The following is a 26,583-nucleotide window of genomic DNA, read 5'->3' as shown; positions in this document are numbered from 1 at the left end:
AGGACGACGAACACCGCGAACCCGACACCGGAGCGGTCGGTCACTTCTCTCGCTCGAATCGCCCGACAGGGTGGTAGCCACTCGTTCGTGGGGAGTTCACACGACCGATACGACGAGACGGTTCACCGAGCGATGGGGTCCACTCGCTGATACGAAACCGCACCACTCCACGCTGCCTCAAGGTATTTCCCCCCCGCGCCCGGAGTGTCCGACACGGGTCCTCGCGACTCGATTACCATGGTATCTGTCCAGACGATTCCCGGCTTCCTCATCGCCGGAGCGTTGTTGTCCGTCCTCGTTCTCGTCGGCTACTACCGGTCGCCGGGGCGACGGACGGCCTCCGACGGTGGATACGCCAGCCCGGGCGAGACGGCGACCGAGACGGCGAAACCCGCAGGAATCCTCCGGTGGCTGACGACGGTCGACCACAAGGACATCGGACTGCTGTACATCTTCTTCGGGGCGGCCGCCGCGCTGTGGGGCGGGACCGACGCGATGATGGCGCGGACGGAGCTGCTCACGGCGGCCGAGACCATCTGGGGCAACGAGACGTACAACGCGCTGTTCACGACCCACGGCATCACGATGCTGTTCTTCTTCGTGACGCCGGTGTTCACGGGCATCGCGAACTACTTCCTGCCGCTGCTCATCGACGCCGACGACATGGCGTTCCCGCGCATCAACGCCATCGCGTTCTGGCTGCTGCCGCCGGCGTTCCTGCTGGTGCGCGGCGGCCTCATCACCGAGGTGTTCGCGAAGATCGTCGCCCCGGCGCTCGGGTCGCTCGTCGACCCGCTGTTCGCGCTCCGGCCGCCGTCGACGTCGTGGACGATGTACACGCCGCTGTCGCTCGCGCAGACGAACCCGCAGGTCGACCTGCTGTTGCTGGGGCTCCACCTGTCGGGTATCGCGACGGTGCTCGGGGCCATCAACATCATCGTCACCATCTTCGCCGAGCGCGGTGAGGGCGTCAACTGGGCGAACCTCGACATCTTCTCGTGGACGATGCTCACCACCTCGGGGCTCATCCTGTTCGCGTTCCCGATGCTCGGGAGCGCGCTCATCATGCTCCTGCTCGACCGGAGCTTCGGCACCACGTTCTTCGCGCTGGAGGGCGGCGGGCCGCTCCTCTGGCAACACCTGTTCTGGTTCTTCGGGCACCCGGAGGTGTACATACTGTTCCTCCCGGCGACGGGGCTGACGAGCCTCATCCTCCCGAAGTTCGCGGGCCGGAAGCTGTTCGGGTTCAAGTTCATCGTCTACTCGACGCTCGCCATCGGCGTGATGAGCTTCGGCGTCTGGGCCCACCACATGTTCACCACCGGGATGGACCCCCGCATCAAGGCGTCGTTCATGGCGGTCACCATCGCCATCGCGGTGCCGTCGGCGGTGAAGACGTTCAACTGGATGACGACGATGTGGGAGGGAGCCATCAAGCTGACCGCGCCGATGGTGCTGCTCATCGGTGGCATCGGGACGTTCATCGTCGGCGGCGTCACGGGCGTCTTCCTCGGCTCCATCCCCGTCGACATGGCGTTCCAGGGCACCTACTACGTCGTCGGCCACTTCCACTTCATCATCATGGGCATCATCGCGATGTCGATGCTCGCCGCGAGCTACTACTGGTACCCCATCCTCACCCGGCGGATGTACGACCGGCGACTGGCGATGGCCCAGGCGCTCGTGCTCATCGTCGGCGTCACCATCACGTTCACGAGTCAGCTCCTGCTGGGCTACCTCGGGATGCCGCGGCGGTACGCGGAGTACCCCGAGCAGTTCACCCTGCTCAACCAGGTGTCGACCATCGGCGCGTACATCATGATGACCTCGGTGACGATGTGGCTCGTCAACATGGTCCAGTCACTGCGGACCGGTCCCATCGTCATGGACGCCGACGTGTGGGGTCTGAAGGAGACCAACCAGTTCACCCGCGAGTGGCAGTGGTTCGAGCGGCAGTTGCAGGAGCGTCGCGGGTTCGACAGGCCTCCCTCGGACGACGACTGAGACGCCCGAAATTACCTCCCTCAGAACTCGGAGAGGAAAGCCCCTTACATATCAACGGGAGCTTGCAAGAGCGAATCGCAAGACGGCGGCGGCGTCGGTTTCGGCATTCGCAACCCCACAGGGTACCAGTCCGGGGACGGTACTAGAGGGTATGACGGAACGACGAATACTGGTCTGTACGGACTGCGAACAGGTTATCTCCGGGCGCATCAACGAGGACGGGTCGGTCGTCCTTCCGCTCGCGGACAACACGTGCCGCTGTGGCAACGCGTCGTTCGACGTCGCCGACCCGAACAGCGGCCCCACCGACAGCGTGCCGGGGTGAGCTGTCGGTCGTGAGACCATCGATGCAGCTAGCAGAGTCGTGTCGTACCCCGTAGCAGCGCGCCCCCAGCAGACGACCGGAGACGACGGATGCGGGCGACCGCAGACCGTCGCGACTCGTCGGACCCGACGTTCGACGAAGAACCGACGACGACCGTGAACCGCACGGTGTGTTCTCTCGACCGCGACGAGCCGACTCGGACAGCGGTGCGTCTACCGGACCGGCGACTGTTCGACGTTCCGCTCCGTGCGGTGGTGGAGCGCGTCACCGGTCGCCCGGTCGAAGACGTGGATGGCCTCCTCGGGGATGTGGATGACCACCTCCGTGCCCGACTCCGCGGTCGTCAGTCGGCGGGTCGCCATGGTGAACCTCGTCTCCTCCGTGGACTCCTGCCCGGCGAACGTCAGGTGGACGTCGTTGATGTTCCCGTGCGGTTCGACGACGCTGACCACCGCGTCGAAGTCGTGGTCGTCCTCGGGGCGGTCTCGCACCGAGATGTCCTCGGGACGGATGCCGAGGACGAGGTCGGTCGTCCCGTCGAGGTCCGCGCGCGTGTCGTCCGAGATGGGGTACTCGAAGCCGTCGCCGACGAGGCGACTGCCCTCCAGCCCGACGTCGAAGAAGTTCATCGCCGGGTCGCCGATGAACCCCGCCACGAACTGGTTGTTGGGCTGCTCGTAGCACTCCAGCGGCGTGCTCACCTGCTGGAGTTCGCCGTCGTTGAGGATGGCGATGCGGTCGCCCATCGTCATCGCCTCCGTCTGGTCGTGGGTGACGTAGATGGTCGTCGTGTCGAGGTCCTCCTGCAACTGCTGGAGTTCCGTCCGCATCTGCGCCCGGAGCTTCGCGTCGAGGTTCGACAGCGGTTCGTCCATCAGGAACACCGACGGGTCGCGGACGATGGCGCGGCCGAGGGCGACCCGCTGTTGCTGCCCGCCGGAGAGTTCCTTCGGCTTCCGGTCGAGTAGTTCGGGTATCGCGAGCAGTTCGGCGGTCTCCTCGACGCGACGGCCGATCTCGTCGTCCGAGAGGTCCGTCGACTCCTCCAGTCCGAACGCCATGTTCTGCCGAACGCTCATGTGCGGGTAGAGCGCGTAGGACTGGAACACCATCGCGATGTCGCGGTCCTGCGATTTGACGTCGTTGATGACCCTGTCGTCCAGCCGGATGGTTCCGCTCGTGATCGTCTCCAGGCCAGCGATCATCCGGAGCGTCGTCGACTTCCCACAGCCCGACGGGCCGACGACGACGAGGAACTCCCCGTCGTCGATGGCCATCGAGAGGTCCTCGACGGCGACGATGCTGTTGTCCCCGTCCTGATACGCCTTCGTCACTGAATCGAGTTCGAGTGTTGCCATGATATCACTGCACTCCGTCGTTCGTTCGTCGAGGGCTGTTCCCTCCGATGCGTCCGTCTCCTCGTCGACCGGTCACCCGAATGCGAGTCGGAGTCGAACGGTTCGGGCCACCGAGTGAGACCGTCACGTCGTCACCCCCTCGGCGAACTCCTCGCCGAACAGGATGTAGACGGCGAGCGTCGGAAGCGCGGTGAAGAACGCGCCGGCCATCCGGAGCGGGAAGTCCGTCCCCTCCATCCCCGTCCCGAGTCCCGCCAGTATCAGCACCACCGGGGCCGCGGCGCTCGACTCCGTGGCGACCAGCACCAGCGTGAACAGCAGGTCGTTCCAGATCTGGGTGAACTGGTAGATGAGCACCACGGCGAACATCGGCGTCGAGAGCGGCAGGACGATGCGCCGGTAGACCCGGCGGAGCGACGCTCCGTCGAGTCGCGCCGACTCGATCATCTCGTCGGAGAGCGTCTTGTAGTACGCCCGGAAGAGGACGGTACAGATGGGAATCCCGTACGCCACGTGCGTGATGACGAGCTCGATGATTCCCGTGTAGTCGCTGTCGATGCCGAGGTCCCAGACGAAGCCCAGCAGCTGTTCGAGCTGGACGTACTGTCCCCAGAACTGCGAGAGCGGGACGAGGACCGCCTGGTACGGGATGAAGATGCCGGCGACGAACAGCGCGAGGAGCACTGCCTTGTAGCGCTCGTCCCAGTCCGCCACGGTCAGACCGTAGGCGGCCAGACTCCCGAAGAACGCCGAGAGGACGGTCGCCGGGACGGCGTACAGCATGCTGTTGCCCATCCCGCGGAGGAGCGTGCTCGACGCACGCTCCCACTTCTGGAGCGTGAAGCCGTCCGGACCGGGGGGAGCGTACGGTAGCGTCTCGATGACCGCCCCGTTCGTCTTGATGGACGTCATCAGCCCGGTCTCGATGGGGACGAGATAGAACGCCAGCATCGCCAGCAGGACGGCGTACAGTCCGATTCGGCCCGGACTCAGGCCGCGTGTTCGCGCTCCGACACCGCCGCTTCCCGTCCCGTCGTTGTTCGAATCGTCGTTCTGTGTGCTCATAGGTGCCCCCTCCGGTACTCGTAGTAGAGGTACGGTCCGATGACGGCCAGGGCCATGGCGAAGAGGAAGATGGCGATGGCGGCCCCGTAGGACCAGTTGAGGTTCGCGTACGCTTCTCGGACCATCTTCGTCGCCAGGATGTCAGCGCCGTTCGGGGGTCGGTACCCCGAGACGAGCGAGTAGAGGAAGTCGAACGCCTTCAGCGCGAACACCATGAGGACGACGGCCGCGCTGATGGTCGCTCCCTTGAGTTGCGGGATGATGACCCGCCAGTACATCTTGATGGTCGACGCGCCGTCGACCTGCGCCGCCTCGTAGTGCTCCGTCGGGATGGCCCTGAGCCCCGCCAGATAGACGACCATCGCGTACCCGGAGAACTGCCACACCAGCGCGAAGATGACCGCCCAGAGGACGATGTCCTGGTTGCCGATGTAGTTGAACGGGCCGAGGCCGAACGTTCCGAGGAACCCGTTGACCATCCCGTTGTTGTAGTTGTACATCCACAGCCAGAACTGGGCCGTGACGACGAACGAGAGGCTCATCGGGAGGAGGTACAGCGTCCGGAACGTGTTCTCGAAGCGGATGCCGCGGTCGACGAGGATCGCGAGCACGAGGCCCACGAGCAACGTCGCGGCGGTGAACGCGACCAGGAGGATGACGGTGTTGAGCGCCGCCTCCCGGAACCCCGGGTCGGAGAGCGCCCGGGAGTACATCTCGAAGTCGAGGTTCGAGTAGTCCGGCGACCCACCGAGCCCCGAGTAGTCCGTCAACGAGATCATCAGGTTCCAGATGATGGCGCCGTAGACGAACAGCGCCATCAGCAGGAACGGCGGGAGCCAGAACGGTGCGGATTCGAGGAAGTCGCTCCCGAAGCGACCGTCGAGCCCCGCCGAGAGTCGGCTCAACGGGCCCCGTCCGGTCCCTCCCTCGTCCGTGACGGAGCCACCGTCCGTCCTCACCGGTCGGTCCCCTGGCGAATCAGTCATAGCTGGTGCAGACAGTCGTCCGCTGAAAGACGGTTTCGGGCATGTGCGCCTGAGGAGTCAGTTCGAGACCGCGTTCAGGAAGCCCTGCGTCGCGGCGTCGACGTTGTACGGTCCGGTGAACTCCGAGGAGATGACCTCGTTCAGCTCCGTCATCACCGACGACTCGACCGCGAGACCGTGCTGGAGCGTCGGCGGGCGCTCCTCCGCGTTCGCGAAGTCCTCGGCGGTCTCCTGCAGGTACGGCCCGAACGCGTCCATGCTGACGTCGGTCCGGGTCGGAATCGACCCCTTGTACTGGTTGAACGCGATTTGGGCCTCGCTGCTGCCGACGAAGCCCTCCCAGACCTTCGACGCCTCGGGCGTCGGGTTGTTCGCCGGGTAGAGGAACGAGTCGAAGTGGAGCGTGTACATCCCTTCGGTCCCGGGGAACGTCTTGAAGCCCCAGTCCTCGTCGTAGTCGAAGTCCTCCGTGTTGCGGTACGCCCCGGCCGCCCAGTTACCCTGGTGGATGAACGCCGCGTTGCCGTTGATGATGTTCTGGTTCGACGCGGTGAGGTCGAGCGACGACGCGTCGCTCGGGATGTAGTTCTCGTGGATGGTCGCCAGCGACTCGAAGGCGCTCCGGACGGCGTCCTCGGAGCCGTTGCCCTCGATGAAGTCCATGTACGGCTGGTAGCCGCTCTGGCCGAGCATGATGGCGGCCCAGAGCTGCGTGATGGTCCACGTTCCGGCCATCGCCTGGGTCATCGGAATCTTGTCGGTCTCGCTGTTGACGGTGTCGAGTGCGTCGAGGAGCGCCGACACGCTGTTGAGCGATTCGACGTCGATGCCCGCCTCCTCGACGACCGAGACGTTGTAGAACAGGCAGTTCAGCCGGTGCGAACCGAGCGGCACCGCCCGGAAGCTCCCGTTCAGCTTGTGCAGTTCGACGGCCTCCTCGACCATCACGTTCTCGAAGTCGTTCCGCTCCCAGACGTCGTCGACGGTCCCGAGGACGTTCTCGTAGCGGAGGAGGTTCTTCCCGGGCCAGTTCGCGAACGAACCGGGCGGGTCCTGACTCTGGAGGCGGTTCGCGACGACCGCGTCGAGGTTCTGGTTGCCACCGCCGCCGATGGGTTTCATCTCGACTTCGACCTCGGTGTCGTACTCGGCGAACGCCTCCGCCAGCGCGTTGGCGGCCGTCTCCCCGTCGCCGCCGGTCCAGCCGTGGAGCGCCTCGACGGTACCGGTCACCGACTCGCCGCCACCGCCCGAGCCGTTACCACTCCCGTTTCCGCCGCCACCGCCGTCGCCTCCGTCGCCGCCGTCGTCGCCACCTGTACACCCTGCAAGCATCGTCGCGATTCCCGTCGCGGAAACCGCTTTCACGAACCGTCGACGGCCGCCGTCGACGCCGGATTCGTCGTTTAACTCGTCCATGAGTAAATCCCAGTCCACTGCCTCATCCATCGACTATCACAATAAACATTCGCATTAGTGAGTTACCGGTTTGCGGGATGCAACGGCCACGTTCGCGCACGATGCGAGGCACGGGATCGGACGAGCGACCGCCGACGAACGACCTATCGTCGGGAGGTCGACGGGCCGCCACCATCGACCAGTCCGGACGACGACAGGCCGGCACCGACGAGACGGGCGGCGACGACGAGGGAGTACGCCACGACCAGCGCCCCGAGGACGCCCCGAACCGTGGCTCCGCCCAGCCACCCGGCGAGCAGCAGTCCGGCGTCGAGGGCGACGACGGCGACGAGCCAGCCGAGGAGGTAGCTGCCCGAGCGAGCGCCCCGGCGGAGTCGGGTCCGGTCGAACGCCGCCCGGAGCGACCCGGACGCCACGTAGCTGGCGAGCGCGACGGGCAGGAGGTACGTCGCGACGAGCATCGCGATGCCGCCGACCGTCGCCGCCGCGAGCACGGGGAACGACCCTCCCTCGACCCCGCCGGACCCCGAGACGACCTCGACCATCCCGACGAGGAACGCGAGCGGCGGACCGACGTACACCAGCGCGACGAGCGCGGCCCCGACGCTCCGCCGGAGCAGGTCGACGGGAGCGTCCAGCACCGACGGCGGGTCGTCGCCCCCGCCGGCGCTCCGGACGAGGACGCGGAGCAGGACCCCGACGAGAGGGAGGAGCGGAACGAACGGGACGATGCCGTGGGCCAGCACGAGCGCCCAGGCGGCGACGAGGGCGTCGCCACGGTGGGCCCCGCGAACCGGATAGGAGAAGTGGTCGAGCGTCCGGGTCACGCCACGTTCACCACCGGACTCCGGGGTCGGAGCCGTCGTGTGCGGCCTCGCGATTCGCTCGCCACGTCCCTCATTGGAGGCTCGTGGGGACAGCGCGAGATTAATGGTCCGGGTTCGCCGTCGTCTCGCCACGGGCTCACCGGGAGCGGTCTCGCGATACGAGTGCCACTCCGCGCTGCTGTGGCGTCCGTCGTGTCGAAAAATATCGGAGTCGAAGGTCGTCTACTGCGTGGCGCTCACTCGGCTTCGCCCTTCTCTATCGGCGCACCGACGAGGTTCCCCCACTCGGTCCACGACCCGTCGTAGTTCGTCACGTCGTCGTAGCCGAGCAGTTCGTGCAGCGCGAACCACGCGATGGAGGAGCGCTCGCCGATACGGCAGTACGCGACGATGTCCTCGTCGCCGTCGATGCCCTCCTCGGCGTACAGGTCGCGGAGTTCGTCGGCGGACTTGAACGTCCCGTCGTCGTTGACCGTCGCGGCCCACGAGATGTTCGACGCGCCGGGGATGTGGCCGCCGCGCTGGGCGGTCTCCTGCAGTCCGGGCGGCGCGAGAATCTCGCCGCGGAACTCCTCGGGCGAGCGGACGTCGACCATCGGGACGCCCTGCTCCATCGCCTCCTCGACGTCCGAGCGGTACGCGCGGATGCCCTCGTCGGAGTCGTCTGCGGTGTACTCCTGTTCGGGGAACTCCGGCACGTCGGTCGTCGTCGGGTAGTCGTTGTCGAGCCAGTAGTCGCGGCCGCCGTTCATGAGGCGGACGTCCTCGTGGCCGTAGTACTTGAACTGCCAGTAGGTGTAGGCGGCGAACCAGTTCGAGTTGTCGCCGTAGAGGACCACGGTGGAGTCGTTCGAGATGCCGTGGCTGCCGAGCAGGTCCTCGAAGTCCTCCTTCTCCAGCACGTCGCGTTCGGTCTGGTCCTGCAGTTGCGTCTCCCAGTTGAACCCGATGGCGCCGGGGGCGTGGCCCTCGTCGTACGCTTCGGTGTCGACGTCGACCTCGACCAGTCGATACTCGGGGTCGTCGCTCTGGAACTGGTCGAGGTGGTCCTCGACCCAGTCCGCGGACACCAGTACGTCCTTGGCGTAATCGCTCATAATGCACCGGAACGTTACGTCAGCGGGGCTATATCGGTGTTACTGCCGGAGGGATTCGCCGCTCGTTCCGAGTCGGGGAAATTTTTACTGGTTGTCACCCCGGTGGAACTCCCGAGTACCCTCGCCACGGCCACGACGGCCAACAACCGGCGATACGTGCCGCCATCTCCGAGCGGGGAACCATGAAGTCCCGACCGCCTGTAGCACACTGCATGGACATCGCGGACGCCGACTGGGTCGAGGAGCAGGGAGAGGCGGTGTGTCGCGTCGACGTTCGCGACGGGTGGGAGTACGACGGTATCGGTCACCTGCCGGACGCGGTGAACGTCCCGTTCGACACGTACCGGGCCGAGAGCCACGCCTCGGACGGGGGCGAGGGCGAGGTCGGGATGCTCCCCGGCGCGGAGCAGTTCGCGGACGTGATGGGCGCGGCGGGCGTCTCGCGCGAGGACGACGTGGTGGCGTACGACGACACCCACGGCGTGTTCGCGGCGCGCCTGCTCGTCACCTGCGAACTGTACGGCCACCCGCCCGAGCGCCTGCACCTGCTGAACGGCGACTACTCCTCGTGGGCGCGCGACCACCCGGTCAGTCAGGAGGCGGTCGAACCGGACCCGACGACGTACGAAGCGACGTTCGACCCCGACGGGCCGCTCGTCGAGGCGGACGTCGTCGCCGAGGCGCTCGACGACCCCGACAGCGTCGTCGTCGACACGCGCGAGCAGTGGGAGTTCGACGAGGCCCACCTGCCCGGTGCGGTTCGCCTCGACTGGCAGGAACTGGTCGACACCGACAGCCGTGGCCTGCGTCACGAGGACGACGTGCTGGACCTGTTGGTCGAGCGCGGCATCGACACGGACCGCCGCGTCGTCCTCTACTGCAACACCGCCCGGCGCATCAGTCACACCTACATCGTCCTCCGACACCTCGGCTACGACGACCTCGCGTTCTACGAGGGGTCGCTCACCGAGTGGGAGGAACAGGGGCGACCGCTAGAGAAGAGCGAGGCGGGGTGAGCGGAGCGAACGCCGCCTCGGAAATAGCGAGCGGGCCACCGGCCCGCGAGCAGGGCGAGGCCGAGTAAGCGCCAGCGCACGAGGCCTCGAACGGAGCAGGGAGCAGTGCGTGGACGACCAGAGCGAGACCGAAGGTCTCGCGTGCAACCGGCGACGGAGTCGCCGGTGACGCACGGAGTCCACGGGTGCGAGCGGAGCGTGGAACGACCTGTGAGCGAACCGCGAAGCAGGCCGACGGCTCGTTCACTCAGGTGAGCGTGGCGTCACTGCGGCGTCCCGTCGCCGTCGGTGTCGGGAACGGACTCTGGTGAGTCGGTAGCGTCGGGCGTGTCGGTCGGTGGGGCCGGCGGGTCGTCCGAGTCTGGAACGGCCCCCGCTCCGCCACCACCCGTCGGGTCGACGTCCGGACCCACGCCGTCGTCGCCGTCGCTGGCGGCCCCCTGTTCGGCCGAGAGCAGTTCGACCACCTCGATGACCAGGGCGACGACCAGCGGCCCCGCGATGAACCCGACGGCACCGACCGTGAGGATGCCGCCGACGAAGCCGATGAAGTAGAGGCTGGTCGGTAGGTCCGCCGCCCAGGACGCCAGTCGCGGGCGGATGACGGCGTCGGGCACCGCGCCGATGAGGACGCCGCCGCCCACGAGGACGAGGACGGCCCGCGTCGGGTCCGGCGTCGGGCCGACGAGGTCCACGAGGGCGAGGATGGCGACGAGGACGCTCGGGCCGAGGACGGGGATGAACTGGAGGAGACCGGCGATGATGGCGAGCGTGAACACCGACTCGTAGCCCAGGACCACGAAGACGACCAGCGCGACGAGTCCCGTCCCGAACGCCGTCGCGGCCTGGAGGACGTAGATACCGTACAGCGTCTGGCGGATGCGCTCGTTGAGCGAGACGAGGATGTCGTGGTACTCGTTCGGGACGACGCGCCGGAACCCGTCGCCGGTCGCGCCAGGGCGCAACAGCAGGCCGAACAGGAGGATGGCGAACAGGACGAGTTTCAGCGCGAGGACCGGCAGGACCGGCGCGAGCCCCGTCGCGATGCCCTGTATCGAGGCCGTGACGACCGCGACGATCTCCGACAGTTCGACGGCGTATGTCATCCCCGCGACGTCGACCGAGAGGCTGTCCGGGAGCGACTCGATGAGCGCCAGCGCGGAGTCGCGGCGCTGGTACAGCAGGTAGCCCATCGCCGCGACGACGAACGAGACGACGCCGAACGCGCCGAGCGTGACGAGCCCGCTCGAAACGCGTCTCGACAGTCCCCGGTTCACGAGGCGGTTGCGTGCCGGGACGAGGACGTAGGCGACGGTGATGGCGAAGAACACCGTGCCGACGACCTCCCAGAGCACGGCCGCGGCGAGCAGCGAGAACACCACCAGCAACACGGCGAGGACGTTCCGTCGACGGCGGGCGAACTCCATGGGAACTGCTGACGGGTCGTAACTACTAATCGGTGTGCCTCGCGGAGGGGACGCGATGGACCGAGCGTCGCGGGATCGACACCGCGGGACGTAAGTACCACCGAGAGAAACAACCGAGTAATGAAACGACGGACGTTCCTCCTGAGCACGGGTGCGGGAGCCGCCGCACTGGCTGGCTGTCTCGGCGACGACGGCGGCGACACGACGACCACCGGGGCGGACGGGTCGGACGGAACCGGAACGACCGAGTCGGGCGACGGCACCGAGCAGACGGGGACGACGACCGGTAGTACCGAGCAGTCCGGCGGGAACCTCGTCGTCGCCACGTACCCGACGTGGGTCGAGGGCGACAGTCCGGCGGGCACGTGGGTGAAAGAGCAGTTCGAGGCCGAGCACGACGCGACCGTCGAGTACACCACTCCGGAGTCGCGGTTCAACTACTACCTCGGCCGGGCCGCGCAGGGTGCGCCCATCGACGCCGACCTCTACCTCGGGCTGAACGTCGACGAACTCATCACGCTCGACCAGAAGGTCGACGGCGAGGTGCTGACGCCGCTGTCGGTCGACGCGCCGGTAAAGGAGGGCCTCCAGTTCGACCCTCAGGGCCGGGCCGTCCCGTACGACACGGGCTACATCAGCCTCGTCTACGACGAGAACGCCATCGAGCCGCCAGCGACGTTCGACGACCTGCTGGCCGAGGAGTACCGGGGCGAACTGCTCGCCCAGAACGCCCAGTCGAGCGCGACGGGTCGCGCGTTCATGCTCCACACGGTGAAGGCGAAGGGCGCCGACGGCTACCTCGACTACTGGCGCGACCTGACGGACAACGGGACGCGCATCCTCGGCAACTGGGACGACTCCTACACCGCCTACGAGAACGGCGAGGCGGCGATGGTCGTCTCCTACTCGACCGACCAGGTGTACGCCCACCAGGCCGGACAGGACCTCTCGCGCCACCAGGTCGGCTTCCTGAACGACCAGGCGTACGCCCAGCCGGAGGGCATCGCGCGGTTCGCCGACTCCGACCAGCAGGAGCTGGCGAAGACGTTCGTGGAGTTCCTGCTGACTCCCGAGGCACAGGGCCAGATCGCCCAGCGCAACGTCCAGTACCCCGCGACGACGGACGCGGAGCTCCCGGCGGAGTTCGAGAAGTACACCTTCGAACCGGAGGAGCCCGTGACGTTCACCTACGAGGAACTCAAGGGGAACGTGGACGAATGGGTCGAGCAGTGGGCGCGTCAGATCGCACAGGGCTGAGCGAGGTGGTGCGGTGAGCGGCGGAACGGTGGGCCGCGAGCGTCTCGGTCGCCTGCTGGCGACGCTCGTCGTCGGCGCGTTCCTGACGGTGATGCTGTACTACCCCGTCGCGAGCGTGCTGGAGGAGGCCGTCACCGTCGACGGCCGCCCGAGCCTCGCGCCCGTCGTCGCCGTCCTCACCGACCCGTTCTACACGGGTGCGCTGGGGGGCCTGCTCGGCACGCCTGGCGACCTGTTCGCGGGACTCGCCGCGTGGGCTGCGAACGGCTTCACGTGGCCGGGGTTCGGCCTCCTTGGGTTCACCGCGTGGCAGGCGTTCCTCTCGACGCTGGCGAGCCTCGCGCTCGGCCTCCCCGGCGCGTACGTCCTCGCGCGGTTCGAGTTCCCCGGCCGCGAGACCGTCCGGTCGCTGACGGCCGTCCCGTTCGTGTTACCCTCGATCATGGTCGCGGTCGGGTTCGTCGCCACGTTCGGCGGCAACGGAACCGTCAGCGACGCGTTCGCGGCCGTCGGCCTGCCCCGGTTCTCGCTGGTGTTCACGCTCGAACTCGTCGTGCTGGCCCACGCCTTCTACAACGCGCCGCTCGTGGTCCGCATCGTGAGCGCCGCCGCCGAACGACTCGACACGCGGACGCTGGAGGTCGCCCGCGCCAGCGGCGCGTCGCGCTGGCGGGCCGCGTGGGACGTGCTCGTCCCCCAACTCCTGCCCGCACTCGGCACCGCCGCGCTGCTGACGTTCGTGTTCACCTTCCAGTCGTTCGCCATCGTCCTCGCGCTCGGCGGCCTCGAACTCGCCACCGTCGAGGTGTGGGTGTTCAGCCTCGTGCGCTCGTTCGACCTGCAGGAGGCCGCCGCGCTCGCCACCGTCGAGGCGGCCGTCTCGCTCGCGCTGACCTACGCCTACCTGCGCTACGAGGCGCGACAGGCCCGCGACACCGGTGGCCGGAGGCTCGACCGCATCCCGTTCGGCGCGGCGACCCGCCGCACCCGACTCGCCGTCGGCGCGTACGGCGTGCTCGCGTTCGTCGTGTTCGGCCTCCCGCTGGCGAGCATGGTCGCCGAGAGCGTCGTCGGACCGAACGGGATGACGCTGCGTTACTACCGGTTCCTGCTCGAACGGCAGGCGACGGCCCAGAGCTTCCAGACGAAGCCGCTGACCGCGGTCCGTAACTCGCTGGTGTTCGGCGCGGGGACGCTCGTCGTCGCCGTCCCCCTCGGCGTCACCGTCTCGCTGCTGACCGCCCGCGAGGGCCGCCTCGCGCAACTCGGCGGGACGCTCGCGTTCGTCCCGTTCGCCGTCAGCGGCGTCGTCGTCGGTCTCGGCCTGCTCCAGTCGCTCGTCTACGGCACCGTCCTGTTCGGCCACCGTATCGTCGTCACCGGGGCCGTCGCCATCGTCGCCGCCCACGCCGTCAGCGGCTACCCGTTCGTCACTCGGAGCGTCTCGCCGTTGCTCTCCAGGCTGGACCCGGCGCTGCCCGAGGTGGCGCGAGCGGCCGGAGCGAGTCGCCTGCGTGCGCTCTGGGACGTTGAACTCCCGCTCGTGTTCGGCGGCGTGCTGGCGGGCGCGGCGTTCGCGTTCGCCATCTCCGTCGGCGAGTTCGACGCCACGGTCATCCTCGCGGAGGGGTCGAACAGCTACACGATGCCCGTCGTCATCCAGCGCTACCTCGGGAGCGAGCGAGCGCTCGGCCCGCCGAGCGCGATGGGTACCGTCCTCCTGCTCGTCACCGCCGTGAGCTTCGTCGTCATCGACCGCCTCGGAGGTGCGTTCGATGGCTGACGTGGGACTGTCGGGCGTCGAGAAGCGCTACGGCGACACCCGAGCGCTCGGCCCGGTCGACGTCGACGTCCGGGACGGCGAGTTCTTCACGCTCGTCGGCCCCTCGGGGTGTGGCAAGACCACGACGCTCCGACTCGTCGCCGGGTTCGAGGAGCCGACGGCGGGCGAGGTGACCATCGGCGGCCGGTCGATGGCGGGCGTCCCGCCCGAAGAGCGCGACGTGGGCGTCGTCCCGCAGCAGTACGCGCTGTTCCCCCACATGGACGTCCGCGAGAACGTGGGCTACGCGCTGAAGTTCCGCGAGCCACCCGGCGGCGACGCGGAAGCACGGATCGACGAACTGCTCGACCTCGTCGGCCTGACGGGACTGGGCGACCGCGACCCGGAGGACCTCTCGGGCGGCCAGCGCCAGCGCGTGGCGCTCGCCCGTGCGCTCGCGCCGAGCCCCGACCTGCTCCTGCTCGACGAGCCGATGAGCGCGCTCGACGCCCGCCTTCGCGAGCGCCTTCGACGCGAAGTCCGGAGCATCCAGCGCGAACTCGGCGTCACGACCGTCTACGTCACCCACGACCAGGAGGAGGCGCTTGCCATCTCCGACCGCGTCGCGGTGATGCACGACGGCCGCGTCGAGCAGGTCGGCACGCCGCGCGAGGTGTACGACGCCCCCGCGACGCGGTTCGCGGCGGCGTTCGTCGGCGAGAACAACCTGTTCGACGGGGAGGTGGTCGAGCGCGTCTCGACCGACGGCGTGACAGCCGCCGCGGACGGCGGCGGAAGCGAGCGCTCCTCGTTCGCGCGCGTCCGCCTCGACAGCCTCGACGCGACTGTCACCGTCGCCCACGACGGCGCGGTCGGCGAGCAGGTCGCGTTCTCGGTCCGTCCCGAGTCGTTCGCGCTGGACTCGGGGAGCGGTCCACCCCCGACCAACCGGGTCGAGGGGAGGCTCCGCGACACCGAGTTTCTCGGCACCGCGACGCGTCTCACGCTCGACTGCGACGGCTACACGCTGGTCGTTCGCGTCGGCGCTGACGCGACGCCCGAGGGGCGCGTAGCCGTCTCGTTCCCGCCCGAAGCAGCACGGCCGCTCTGAATCGGACGGTACTGCGGACGGCGCCTTCGCACACCCCTCGCGCCGAGACACATCGATAAGTGTCCACCGAGAGAACGGTCGGCCATGAGTGAGGTCCCCACGCGCGACGGACTTCCCCCCGAGTATCGTTGGCGGCGCGAGCACCTGTTCGACTCCCCAGAAGCGTGGGACGACGAGGCCGATGCGTTTGCCGAAGCACTCGACGACCTGCGGGCGTTCGAGGGACGCGTGACCGACGACGGCGAGACGCTCCTGGCGATGCTCGACCGCTACGAGTCCATCCAGGCGAAGGAGTCGCGACTCTGGGTCCACGCCCGGATGGGAACGTTGCAGGACACCACCGACGAGGACGCCGCCGCCCGGATGCGCCGGTTCCGGTCTCTCCACGGAGAACGAGAGAAGGCGGTGAGCTACCTCGACGGTGCACTGGCCGACGCGGGCCGGGAGCGTATCGAATCGTTCGTCGGGGCGACGGAGGGCCTCGAACGCTACAGCTCCTTCCTCGACGAGCGACTCCGCGAGGCGGCCCACGCACCGAGCACCGAGGTCCTGGAGACGCTGGCGGATCTGGACGCCGCACTCGACGCGCCAGGGCGGACGTTGACCACCCTGAAGAACGCCGACTTCGACGCACCGACCGTCGAGCGCCCGGACGCGAGCGAGGCGACGGTGACCAGCCAGACCCGGCAGCGACTGCTCCGGCATCCCGACCGCGCGTTCCGACGACGCGTCCACGAGGCGTACCTCGACGAACTGGCCGAAGCCCGCAGCACGAGGGCGCAGGCGTTCAGCGACCACCTGCAGGGCCACGACGCCCGAGCGTCGATCCGTGGCTACGACTCCGCACTGGACGAGGCCCTCGGCGGGACGTTCGACCCCAACCTGCACGCTGCCCTCCGCAAGACCGTCGTCGAGAACCTCGCCCCGCTGGAGCGCCGGAACAGCCTGCTCTCGAAGCGGCTGGGCGTCGAGACGCTCCACGAGTGGGACACCCGGATGCCGTTCACCGAGGGCGAGGGGCCCGAGATTCCGTACGACAAGGCGTGCGATATCGTCGTGTCGGCGCTCGAACCGCTCGGCGAGACGTACCAAGACCGGGTCGAGTCGCTCCTGAGCGAGCGTCGTGTCGACGTCTACGAGACGCGAGAGAAACTGACCGAGGTGCGGGGCATGGCGCTCGCCACGGACCGGGGCGAGGCGTTCTTGCACCTCAACTACGCCGAGGACCTGCGCTCGCTGTATTTCTTCTGCCACGAACTCGGTCACGCGATGCACGCCGTCTCCAGCGAGGCGACGGCGCTCGACGGCGTGTTCCCCGACCATCTCGTAGAGGTGTTCAGCTTCACCCACGAGGCGCTCCTGACCCGGTATCTCCTCGACACCGGCTACCCGGCGGGGCACGTCCTCGACACGGCACTCGGGAAGATTCCGCTGTTCGTCGGCGTGCGCTGGATGAGCTTCGTCGACGCGGTGTACGACCACCTCGACGCGGGTCGGGAGTTGACCGCCGACCGGCTCGGCGAGACCTACGTCGAGGTCCAGCGCGCTCAGCGACCCGGCGTCGAGTTCGGCGAGGGCGACGAACGCGGCTGGATGGTCGAGCACCTCTCTCGCGACCCGCACTTCAGCTACCTGTACGTCCTCGGCACGTCCTGTGGCCTCGCACTGGCAGACCGACTGCATCGAGGTGCTCTGGCCCCGGAGACGTACCACGGCGTCCTCCGCGAGGGCGGGGCGCTGAGCCCCGACGACGCCTTCGAGCGACTCGGTCTCGACCCCGTCACAGCCGTCGAGGACGCCCTCGACGTGTACGACGGCTACCTCGACGAACTGGCGTAGGACGGTCCGGGGAACCGATTTTGAGCGCTACGGTGCGACGCCGACCGTCAACAGCGTCCCGTAGACGCGGTAGCGCTCGACCATCGCCTCCCGACTGTCCCAGCCCTCGTGGGGGAACTCGCTCTCGGGGGGTATCTCCGTCTCCTCGTCCGGGATGGTGTCCTGCTCGGCGACGTGCAGGCCGGCGTCGCGGAACGCCTCGCGGTACTCCTCGCGCGACCAGCGGGTCATCTCCACCGAGATGTTGTCCTGCCAGTCGTGGGAGTGCTCGTTCTCCTCGTAGTAGTTCACGGCACAGAACAGCGTGCCGCCGGGCTTCAGAATCCGCGCGACCTCCTCCAGCGTGTGGTTCGGGTCGGCGGCGTAGTAGAACGCCTCCATCGACCAGACGTGGTCCAGCGAGTCGTCGGCGAACGGTAACGAGTCGAAGTCGCCGACGACGAAGCCCACTGCATCGTCCTCGGTGTACGACCGCGCGTTCGCGGTCATCTCCGGTGACCCGTCGAGGCCGTACACCCGACCCGCGTCGGTCGCCTCCCGGAGCGCACGCGGCGCGTACCCCGACCCGGTGCCCAGGTCGAGGATGGCGTCGCCGTCCTCGACGGGCATCCGCGCCAGCGCGTGCTTCGCGGTGTGCCAGTGGCGTTCTTCCATCCCCTTGTCGCGGCCGTCGGCCGCCCACGCGTCGAACTCCTGCCGAACGCTCATGTGCGATTGCCGTGGTCGGGGTGCAAACCGATTGCGAAGCGCGCGGGAGACTGATACAGCGGCAGGCCGACGGCAACCGCCCGACGGAAGGCGGGAGCGTTATACGACCCCACACCCAGTCACCGGCATGGTCGGACCGCGTCGCCGCTTCAAGACCGCCGACGTCGCCCAGCAGCTGGTCGGCGGCTTCCTCCTCGCGGGTCCGTTCGTCGTCACCGCGGAGGTGTGGCAACTGGCGACCAACATGCGCTGGTACCACGTCCTCGCCACCGTCGGCATCGTCTTCGGCATCGGTTACGGTGCGCTGTACAAGGCCGACGCCGGCCGGGACCCCGACCGCGAGGTGGAGGTCGGCGGCGTCCCCGCCCGGTTCGTCTCGCTGATGGCCGTCTCGTTCGGGTCGGTGCTCGTCCTCGCGCTGGCGTTCAACGCACCGAACACGTTCGCCGCAGACTTCTTCGAGGACACGCCGAACATGATGGGGCTCGTCTTCTTCACGCTCAAGGCCACCGCCGTCGGTGCCATCTTCTCCGTGGTGGGCGCGGCGACGGCGGACTCCGTGTTCTAGCACCCACCTTTTGTACCCGACCGGGGGTTCGTTCCCTTCGGTCACTCACCCCCGGAGGGCAAAAGCTGGATTAAAAGGATTCCCTCACCGCCTCGCTCGCGCCTTCGGCGCTCACTCGACGGTTCAGTCACCCCGCTCGCTCACTGCGTTCGCTCGCGGCGGAACGGAACGACTGTTCGTCTGGCCGGCTATCGCAGTTGCTCGTCCAGAGGAGTAGATGAGTCCGAAAAGCGAAGTCGCGTTACTTGAACTGCGACTCGACGCGACCGTCCTCTTCGAGTTCGATGACGCCGTCGAACAGGTCGCGGTAGCCCTCGACGACGTCGCCCTCGTGGACCTCCTCGGCGACGTGGAACAGGCCGATGGCGTCGTACTCGTCGAGCAGGTCGAGGATCTGTTCGACGGCCGTCCGGACGCGCTCCTCGTCGGCGTAGTACGCCATCTCCGTCACGGAGTCGATGGAGATGCGGAGCTTCCCGTCGTGGCTCTGGAGGAACGTCTCGATGGCTTCGACCATCCCGTCCAGGTCGTCCGGTGCGGGGACGTATCGGATGTTCTGCCCGGAGCGCCGCGAGTAGCCGCGCTCGATGGAGAGCGTGTCGAGGATGGTCGCCTTCGTCTCGTCGACCTCGTAGTACTCCAGTTTCTGCTGTACCTCGCGGGCGGTGGTGCGCGTCGAGAGGATGAACAGGTGGTCGGTGTCGGTCTTGAAGAAGTCGGTGTCGATGCGGTCGGTCTCGCCGGTGGACGGATGGAGCAGCATGATTCCGGTCCCCCCCGGAACGGTCTCTGGTGTGGTCTCGATGGCGAGCTCGTAGTCCATACGCCGAACCCGTCCCCTGCTGTCTTAAATCACAAGATTCGTGCGCCGCGTTCGCACGGGTCGGGTGAGTGGGGAAAGGAGGGGAGGCGGGCAGGAGCGGGAGTGGGGCGGTCGACCGGTCGGTTCAGGACCCGACCGCGGCGTCGAGGACGCCGCCGGTGGCGACGACGAAGTAGACGACGAACGCCAGCGCGAGCACCACCTGCGTCGGGCGGACGTCCCGCCACTCGCCGACGGCGGCCTTCACGAGCGGGTACGAGATGATGCCCGCGGCGATGCCGTAGCCGATGTTGTACGTGAACGGCATGACGAGGATGGTCAGACCAGCCGGGACGGTGTGGGTGATGTCGTCCCAGTCGACGGCGGCGATGTTGCCGAGCATCACGACGGCGATGACGACCAGCGCGATGTGGCTGGCGTACAGCGGAATCGCGGTCGCCAGCGGGACGAACACCAGCGAGACGAGGAACAGCAGGGCGACGACGAGCGCCGTCATGCCCGTCCGACCGCCCTCCTCGACGCCCGTCGCGGACTCGATGTAGGTGGTGACGGTGGAGGTGCCGAGCATCCCGCCGACGGTGGTGCCGACGGCGTCGGCCATCAGCGGCTTCTCGATGTCGGGGAGGTCGCCGTCCTCGTCGAGGAACCCGGCGGCCTGTCCGACGCCGGTCAGGGTGCCGGCGGTGTCGAAGAAGTCGACGAAGAAGAACGTGAAGACGACGAGCGAGAACGCGAACGGTTCGACGCCGGTCAGCCCGGTGACGAACGCACCCGCCAGCGGCGAGATGTCGTACTGCGCGCCGAGCAGCTGGTTCTGGAGGGCCGCCACGTCGATACTGCCGTCCAGGACGAAGCCGGGGGCGACGGTGCCGGGAGCCACGAGTCCGGCGAACGTGACCAGACAGCCAAGCAACGTCGTGCCGAGGATGCCGAGGAGGATGGACCCGCGAACGCCGCGCGCGTAGAGCGCGAGCGTGAGGAACAGGCCGACGATGGACATGATGGCGACGGGGTCGCTGGCGACGTTGCCGAGCGTGACGAGCGTCGAGTCGCTGTTGACGACGATGCCCATCTCTTCGAGGCCGATGAGCGCGAGGAACGCGCCGATGCCGGCCCCGACGGAGAACTTGACGGGTTCGGGGAACGCCTCGATGATGAACTTCCGCGCGCCGAAGACGGTGAGGAGGATGAAGACGAACCCCTCGACGACGACGGCGGCGAGCGCCGTCTGCCACGGGACGCCGAGTCCGAGGACGACCGTGAACGCGAAGAACGCGTTCAGGCCCAGACCGGGCGCTTGCCCGAACGGTCGGTTGGCGTACAGCGCCATGATGCTCGTCGCGACGAACGCCGAGAGGATGGTGACGACGGCGAGCATCGACGTCACCGCGGCGTCGCTCATCCCGGAGACGGTGATGGCCGGACCGAGGATGGCCGGGTTGAGGATGACGATGTAGCTCATCGTCAGGAACGTCGTGATTCCCGCGGTGATTTCGGTGCCGAGGTCCGTCCCGTACCGGTCGAACTCGAAGAACTCGCGGATGCTCCCGCGCACGCCACTCGACGACTCGCCCGACTGTGTATCAGTGGCCCCCATGGATCACGTGTGAGCATACTTCCGCATACCGACTTAGGCGTTTCCGTACGAAGTATGCACGAACGTGGATTCGTACCGACGAGAACCGCTCAGTCGAGCGTCGTCAGCGCACCGACGGGGGCGTCGGTCCGGGACTGCGCGACCTCCACGCCGTCGGTTCCGGCGGCGATGAGTGCGAACACGCCGACGACGTCGGCTTCGGTCTGCGTCGCGATGTCGAGCAGCAGTTCCTGCGTCTCCCCGGAGCGGATGAGGTCGTCGACGACGAGGACGCTGTCGCGGGCCGCCAGCGCGTGTTCCGGGAGGTAGTAGGTGAGTTCGATGCCGGACTCGAATCGCTTGCGCGCCTCGACGAACTCCTCGACGGCCGTCTCCTTCGACTTCTTCGCGTACGCGAGGCGTGCGTCGAAGTGCCGGGCCATCGCCGACCCGAGCGTGATGCCGTCGGTCGCGGCGGTGAGCACCACGTCGGGCGTCTCGAACTCGAAGCGCTCGGCGACGACGGGCGCGACGAGGTCCAGAAACGGCTGGTCGAAGACGGCGTCGGAGTTGTCGACGTACCCCTCGTCGTCGTGGCGGATGCGGGATTCGAGTTCGGCCGCGAGCGCCTCGTATCCCGTCTCTGTGACGATCCCCCTCGCGCGAGCCTCGCCCGGGAGCACGTGGCCGTTGACGTACCGGTTCAGGTCGCCGGCCGGGAGCCCCGTCTCCTCGGCGAGTTCGTCGTACGTGCGCGTCCGCTTGAGCGTCCGCAGGACGGCGACCGCCCGCAACTGGAGGGTCGCCTTCTCGGCGCGGTTCATGTGCCCCGACGGGTATGCACGAACATGAGTACGTCGATGCCAGGACGACCCTCGTTGGGCAGCGAAGTGCGTACAGAATCGTGTGAATCGTCGGCGGCGGGGAAAACGAGGACAGCTTTCGTAACCCCACGCCCCGAGGCGTCCGAAGACCGCTGTCAGAAGCGCCTCTCGAACCTCGGACCCTTCGTCACGCCGCTGCCGCCTCGGCGGCCCGGTCGAGCATCCCCTGTTCGGCCGAGTAGTAGTAGTAGCCGGCCAGTCCGATGGCGGCGGCCACGTTGGAGATGGTGACCGCCCAGAACACGGCGCTGACGCCGAGGTCGAACGCAGCGATGCCGACCACTCCGGCCCCGACGACGGCGAACGGGAGGCGGACGCCCCAGTACTGGGCCATGCTGGCGGCGAAACTCGTCTTCGTCCGACTCGCGCCGTTGAACCCGGCCTGGAACAGGTACATCGCGCCCATCGCCGGGTAGCCGACCGCGAGTACCCGGAGGTACTCGACGGCGAGGTCCATCCCCGCCGTCGACAGCGTCGGCGCGAACGTCGTGACGATGAGACCGGGGACGACCCACTGGACGACCCCGAGCGCGCCGAGGCCGACCGCAGCGACGACCGCACCCTGCCACGTCGCACGGTGGGCGCGACCGACGTACCCCGCCCCGAGGTTCTGCCCGATGACGCTCTGGGCGGCCTGCTGGAGGCCACCGGCGGGGATGACGGCGAGGGATGCGACGCGGACGCCGACGGCCCACGCCGCGAGGGCGGGTGCGCCGCCCGCGACGAACGCGACGGTGACGAGGACGACGTCCACTGCCTGCTTCGCGACGTTCTGCCCCGCGATTGGCGCGCCGACGCCGAGCAGTTCGCGTATCTCCCCGAGGTCGACGGTCGCGGTCGCTCGCGAGAGCATCCCGCCGTGTGCACCGCGAGCGAGGCGAACGTAGCCGTAACAGCCGCCGACGGTGTAGCCGAGGATGGTCGCGAGCGCCGCGCCCGCGATGTCGAGCCCGCCGAACGCGAACCCGCCGACGTCGAACCCGAAGATGAGCAGCGGGTCGAGGACGACGTTGACCGCGACGGCGACGACGTTCATCCGCATCGCCGTCTTCGAGTCGCCCCACCCGAGGAACCCGGCCTCGGTGACGTCCGAGAGCAGGAGGAGCGGGAGACCCAGCGCCGTCACGGCGACGTACGTCGTCGCGAAGTCGATGGCCGCCGACCCCCCGTCGACGTCCGGCCGGACGAGCGTGAGCAGGTCGAGCAAGGGACGCGCGCCGACGAACATCAGCGCCCCGACCACGACGGCGAGGACCGTCGTCGTGAACAGCCCGGTGAACAGCGCGCGGCGCGCACCGGCCGTGTCGTCCGCACCGACGCGCTGGGAGACGAGGATCTGCGTCCCGACGAACGGCGCGATGGCGGTGAAGGAGAACAGCAGGTTCACCACCGGGAACGCGAGCGCGATGGCCGAGACCGCGGCGTCGTCGAGACGACCGACCCAGAACAGATCGACGACCTGCTGGACGACCTGGACCAGGTTCTGAATCAGCAGCGGGGCCGCCAGCACGAGCATCGCCCGCAGGACGGGCCCCTCGGTGATGTCGTCTGACGAGAGGTCGAACATCTATGCTCGATTTTACCACACACGTTATTAATTTTTGCAATTTTCGTCGTGAACGTCGTGGACAGTCGGAGTCGCCGACACCTGACAGCGAGCACATGTTTCAGAGAACAGATATATAAGAGTACTAGATAATCATAGGACAGATATGGAATCGGGTCACAACAGTTCGCCGTCGTCGGTCACTCCGAGCGACGTCACCGGATCGGAGCCTCTCGTCGGGGCGCCGTCGTCGACGCTACCGGTCGTTCCGACGACTCCGAGTGCGCGTCCGCAAGTCGCCCGACGGGACGTTCTCGTCGGTAAAGAGCATATAAAAACGATTGGCTCACACAGGCAGAAGGGGGTTATTTGCTCTCCGGTGTTTGACAGACAAGGCATGACACAGAGAACCGACAGAGGTCGACGGGCGAACGCCGCCCGCAGCTGTCGTCCGGATTCGAACGGAGAGCAGTGTCGACGAGTGCCGAACCGCGATGCTCGACCCCGTCACGACGGTCCGTGTCGTTTCGGGGGGGTGACGGACCGATGAGGGAACTCTCCGGGACGTCCCGGACCGTCACGGCCGACGAACAGAGCGACGCTGCGAGCGTCCACGACGACCTGCTCGTCATCTCGAACCGACAGCCCTACCGCCACCGATACGACGACGACGGCGAGGTGGTCACCGACCAGCCGGTCGGCGGCCTGACCGCCGGTCTCGACCCGGTCGTCCAGCGCGTCGACGGGACGTGGGTCGCGTGGGGCGACGGCGACGCCGACGAGGAGATGGTCGACGAGGACGACTGCGTCCGGGTCCCGCCGGACGACCCCTCGTACACCCTGCGACGCGTCTGGCTCGACGACGAGGATATCGAGGGCTACTACTACGGCTTCTCGAACCGCGTGCTCTGGCCGCTCAGCCACGGCCTCGTCGGGACGATGGAGTACCAGGAGAACCACTGGCAGCAGTACCGCGAGGTCAACGAGGTGTTCGCCGAGGCCGTCGCCGAGAACGCCGGCGAGAACTCGCTCGTCTGGTTCCAGGACTACCACTTCGCCCTCGCGCCGCGGTTCGTCCGCGAGCGCGCACCCGGTCCGACGCTGATGCAGTTCTGGCACATCCCGTGGCCCGACTGGGACACGTTCCGCGCGTGCCCGGTCCGCGAGGAGGTCCTCGACGGACTGCTCGCCAACGACCTGCTCAGCTTCCACGTCCCTCGATACTGCGAGAACTTCCTGGGCTGCGTCGACGCGTGTTTCGACGACGCCGTGGTCAACGAGTCCACCGGGGAGGTCCAGCGCGGGTCGGAGACGACGCGCGTCCGTGCGTTCCCGATGGGCGTCGACGTGGACCGCATCGACGAGGAGGCGGCCGCCTGCACCGACGAAGAGTGGGTCGAGTTCGCCGAGCAGATCGGCATCGACCCCGACGTGACGCTCTCGGTGGGCGTCGACCGCCTCGACTACACCAAGGGCATCCCGGAGCGCCTCGCCGCGCTCGAACGGTTCTTCGAGGAACACCCCGACTGGCAGGGCGAGTTGACGCACGTCCAGAAGCTCAGCGAGAGTCGCTCGCGCATCCCGGCGTACGGCGACGTCGCGGACCGCGTCGAGGAGGCCATCGAGCGCATCAACGGCCGCTTCGCGACCGACGACTGGCAACCGGTCGTCCGCCTCGACAGCCACCTGACGACGACGCAACTGTACGGCCTCTACCGGCGTGCGGACATCGCGCTCGTCTCGCCCGTTCGCGACGGGATGAACCTCGTCGCCAAGGAGTACGTCGCCGCACAGACGGACGACCCCGGCGTCCTCCTGCTGAGCGAACTCGCGGGGGCGGAGGACGAACTCGGCGAGTTCGCCCTCTCCATCGCCCCCTACGACACCGCGTCGTTCGCCGACACCATCGAGCAGGCGGTGACGATGGCGGAGGACGAACGCCGCGAGCGGATGGCGAACCTGCGCGCGGCCGTCGCCGCCAACGACGTCGACCAGTGGATGGCCGACATCTTCGAGGAGGCCCGGCAGGTACGGATGGCACGAGAACGATGAGCGAGGGAAACGCGACGACCCCGACCGACGACGAGACGAACGGCGCAGACACGGACGCCATCCGCGAGGCGTTCGAGACCGAACTCGCGACCCACGAACGACTCGTGCTGTGTCTCGACTTCGACGGGACGCTCGCACCCATCGTCCAGAACCCCGACGACGCCGCGATTCGGGCGGGCAATCGCGAGTCGATTCGAGCGCTCCGCGACCACCCGGCGGTGACCGTCGCCGTCGTCAGCGGCCGAGCGCTCGACGACGTCCGCGGCCGGGTCGGCGTCGACGGCATCGGCTACGTCGGCAACGCCGGCCTCGAACGCGTCGACGGCGACGGCATCATCGTCCACCCCGACGCGAAGCGGACCGAGGAGCGTCTCGAGCGCGTGCGCGAGGCACTCGTCGACCGACTCGGGTGGGCGTCGGGCGTCTCCGTCGAGGACAAGCGCTGGTCGCTCGCGGTCCACACCCGCGACGTCCCCGACGACCACCAGGACCGGGTCGCGGAGACGGTCGGTCGCATCGCCGACCGGGTCGGCGACCTGCACGTCTCGCGGGGCCACGAAGTGCTCGAAGTCGGGCCCGACACGGACGCGAACAAAGGGGCCGCCGTCGCGGCACTCGCCGACAGCGAGGCTGCTGCCTCGGACGGCGAACCTGTCGCGTCGAGCGATGCACTCGTCGTCTACGTCGGCGACGACCAGAGTGACCAGTCGGCGCTCCGCACCGCCGCGGAGCGCGGCATCGCCGTCTACGTCGGCGAGGACGGCCCCGACGACGCCCACCACGTGGCGTCGCCCGAGGCCGTGAGCGACCTGCTGGACTGGCTGGCGACGGAGGGCGTCGACCGACTGGCTGCCGACTGATTCGGGTCGGGAACGACGCGGCCCGACCGGTCGCCGGAGTACCCGTCACCCGAGCAATCCGCACGTTTTTGCG

Annotated in this window: 22 protein-coding genes; 10 read left to right on the top strand and 12 right to left on the bottom strand. The window is 68.0% G+C overall.

Going from position 1 to position 26,583, the window contains the following annotated elements; genetic code table 11:
* Positions 1-237 precede the first annotated feature (237 nt).
* A complete protein-coding gene (locus MX571_RS03710) occupies positions 238-2,004 on the top strand; it encodes a cbb3-type cytochrome c oxidase subunit I (protein ID WP_368408979.1) in 1,767 nt (588 codons plus the stop codon).
* A gap of 151 nt (positions 2,005-2,155) precedes the next feature.
* Positions 2,156-2,329 carry a hypothetical protein gene (locus MX571_RS03705; RefSeq protein ID WP_247414240.1) on the top strand — a complete coding sequence of 58 codons (174 nt, stop codon included), beginning with the start codon at positions 2,156-2,158 and terminating at the stop codon, positions 2,327-2,329.
* A 212-nt stretch (positions 2,330-2,541) separates the two neighbouring features.
* On the opposite strand, the gene MX571_RS03700 is transcribed toward MX571_RS03705, so the two are convergent.
* The 6 genes from MX571_RS03700 to MX571_RS03675 all read right to left on the bottom strand — a co-directional run bounded on the left by MX571_RS03700 (position 2,542) and on the right by MX571_RS03675 (position 9,081).
* Entirely contained in the window at positions 2,542-3,687 is a 1,146-nt protein-coding gene (locus MX571_RS03700; protein ID WP_247414239.1) for an ABC transporter ATP-binding protein, read from the bottom strand.
* A gap of 123 nt (positions 3,688-3,810) precedes the next feature.
* Positions 3,811-4,752, bottom strand: a complete 942-nt coding sequence (locus MX571_RS03695) for a carbohydrate ABC transporter permease (RefSeq protein WP_247414238.1) — start codon at positions 4,750-4,752, stop codon at positions 3,811-3,813.
* A complete protein-coding gene (locus MX571_RS03690) occupies positions 4,749-5,738 on the bottom strand; it encodes a carbohydrate ABC transporter permease (RefSeq protein WP_247414237.1) in 990 nt (329 codons plus the stop codon). The genes MX571_RS03695 and MX571_RS03690 overlap by 4 nt, the downstream gene beginning before the upstream one ends.
* Before the next feature lie 57 nt (positions 5,739-5,795).
* Positions 5,796-7,073 carry an ABC transporter substrate-binding protein gene (locus tag MX571_RS03685; RefSeq protein ID WP_368409037.1) on the bottom strand — a complete coding sequence of 426 codons (1,278 nt, stop codon included), beginning with the start codon at positions 7,071-7,073 and terminating at the stop codon, positions 5,796-5,798.
* A gap of 227 nt (positions 7,074-7,300) precedes the next feature.
* Entirely contained in the window at positions 7,301-7,984 is a 684-nt protein-coding gene (locus MX571_RS03680) for a DUF4013 domain-containing protein (protein WP_247414235.1), read from the bottom strand.
* A 236-nt stretch (positions 7,985-8,220) separates the two neighbouring features.
* Positions 8,221-9,081, bottom strand: a complete 861-nt coding sequence (locus MX571_RS03675) for a sulfurtransferase (RefSeq protein ID WP_247414234.1) — start codon at positions 9,079-9,081, stop codon at positions 8,221-8,223.
* Positions 9,082-9,293: 212 nt separating this feature from the next.
* Between MX571_RS03675 and MX571_RS03670 the strand changes: the two genes are divergently transcribed.
* Entirely contained in the window at positions 9,294-10,097 is an 804-nt protein-coding gene (locus MX571_RS03670) for a sulfurtransferase (protein WP_247414233.1), read from the top strand.
* Positions 10,098-10,360: 263 nt separating this feature from the next.
* Here MX571_RS03670 and MX571_RS03665 read toward each other — a convergent pair whose 3' ends face one another.
* Positions 10,361-11,524 (bottom strand): AI-2E family transporter, encoded by a 1,164-nt coding sequence (locus MX571_RS03665; RefSeq protein WP_247414232.1) that lies wholly within the window; start codon positions 11,522-11,524, stop codon positions 10,361-10,363.
* A 120-nt stretch (positions 11,525-11,644) separates the two neighbouring features.
* Here MX571_RS03665 and MX571_RS03660 point away from each other — a divergent pair, with 120 nt between their 5' ends.
* The 4 genes from MX571_RS03660 to MX571_RS03645 all read left to right on the top strand — a co-directional run bounded on the left by MX571_RS03660 (position 11,645) and on the right by MX571_RS03645 (position 17,493).
* On the top strand, positions 11,645-12,781 hold the full coding sequence (locus MX571_RS03660) for a thiamine ABC transporter substrate-binding protein (protein ID WP_247414231.1): 1,137 nt from the start codon (positions 11,645-11,647) through the stop codon (positions 12,779-12,781).
* A 13-nt stretch (positions 12,782-12,794) separates the two neighbouring features.
* Positions 12,795-14,564, top strand: a complete 1,770-nt coding sequence (locus MX571_RS03655; RefSeq protein ID WP_379750907.1) for an ABC transporter permease — start codon at positions 12,795-12,797, stop codon at positions 14,562-14,564.
* Complete coding sequence (locus MX571_RS03650; protein WP_247414230.1) at positions 14,557-15,654, top strand: ABC transporter ATP-binding protein; 1,098 nt, start codon at positions 14,557-14,559, stop codon at positions 15,652-15,654. Before MX571_RS03655 ends, MX571_RS03650 begins: the two co-directional genes overlap by 8 nt.
* 84 nt (positions 15,655-15,738) lie before the next feature.
* Positions 15,739-17,493, top strand: coding sequence for a M3 family oligoendopeptidase (locus MX571_RS03645; protein ID WP_247414229.1), 1,755 nt, complete (start codon positions 15,739-15,741; stop codon positions 17,491-17,493).
* A gap of 27 nt (positions 17,494-17,520) precedes the next feature.
* On the opposite strand, the gene MX571_RS03640 is transcribed toward MX571_RS03645, so the two are convergent.
* Entirely contained in the window at positions 17,521-18,201 is a 681-nt protein-coding gene (locus MX571_RS03640; protein ID WP_247414228.1) for a class I SAM-dependent methyltransferase, read from the bottom strand.
* A gap of 127 nt (positions 18,202-18,328) precedes the next feature.
* Between MX571_RS03640 and MX571_RS03635 the strand changes: the two genes are divergently transcribed.
* Positions 18,329-18,769: a DUF2391 domain-containing protein gene (locus MX571_RS03635; RefSeq protein ID WP_247414227.1), complete on the top strand. Its 441-nt coding sequence runs from the start codon at positions 18,329-18,331 to the stop codon at positions 18,767-18,769.
* Between the two features lie 241 nt (positions 18,770-19,010).
* On the opposite strand, the gene MX571_RS03630 is transcribed toward MX571_RS03635, so the two are convergent.
* The 4 genes from MX571_RS03630 to MX571_RS03615 all read right to left on the bottom strand — a co-directional run bounded on the left by MX571_RS03630 (position 19,011) and on the right by MX571_RS03615 (position 23,619).
* Positions 19,011-19,592 carry a DUF7090 family protein gene (locus MX571_RS03630; RefSeq protein WP_247414226.1) on the bottom strand — a complete coding sequence of 194 codons (582 nt, stop codon included), beginning with the start codon at positions 19,590-19,592 and terminating at the stop codon, positions 19,011-19,013.
* 124 nt (positions 19,593-19,716) lie between these two features.
* Positions 19,717-21,189 carry an NCS2 family permease gene (locus MX571_RS03625; protein WP_247414225.1) on the bottom strand — a complete coding sequence of 491 codons (1,473 nt, stop codon included), beginning with the start codon at positions 21,187-21,189 and terminating at the stop codon, positions 19,717-19,719.
* 89 nt (positions 21,190-21,278) lie between these two features.
* Entirely contained in the window at positions 21,279-21,992 is a 714-nt protein-coding gene (locus MX571_RS03620) for a phosphoribosyltransferase family protein (RefSeq protein WP_247414224.1), read from the bottom strand.
* A 187-nt stretch (positions 21,993-22,179) separates the two neighbouring features.
* Positions 22,180-23,619 carry an MATE family efflux transporter gene (locus MX571_RS03615; RefSeq protein ID WP_247414223.1) on the bottom strand — a complete coding sequence of 480 codons (1,440 nt, stop codon included), beginning with the start codon at positions 23,617-23,619 and terminating at the stop codon, positions 22,180-22,182.
* 525 nt (positions 23,620-24,144) lie between these two features.
* On the opposite strand from MX571_RS03615, the gene MX571_RS03610 reads away from it, so the two are divergent.
* Positions 24,145-25,650, top strand: coding sequence for an alpha,alpha-trehalose-phosphate synthase (UDP-forming) (locus MX571_RS03610; RefSeq protein WP_247414222.1), 1,506 nt, complete (start codon positions 24,145-24,147; stop codon positions 25,648-25,650).
* Entirely contained in the window at positions 25,647-26,510 is an 864-nt protein-coding gene (gene otsB / locus MX571_RS03605; protein WP_247414221.1) for a trehalose-phosphatase, read from the top strand. Before MX571_RS03610 ends, otsB begins: the two co-directional genes overlap by 4 nt.
* Positions 26,511-26,583: the final 73 nt, after the last annotated feature.

Origin of the sequence: Halomarina salina (assembly GCF_023074835.1) — an archaeon.
Lineage (GTDB): Archaea > Halobacteriota > Halobacteria > Halobacteriales > Haloarculaceae > Halomarina > Halomarina salina.
Note: the sequence above shows the minus strand (reverse complement) of the source record. Positions and strands in the feature narration are given on the sequence as shown.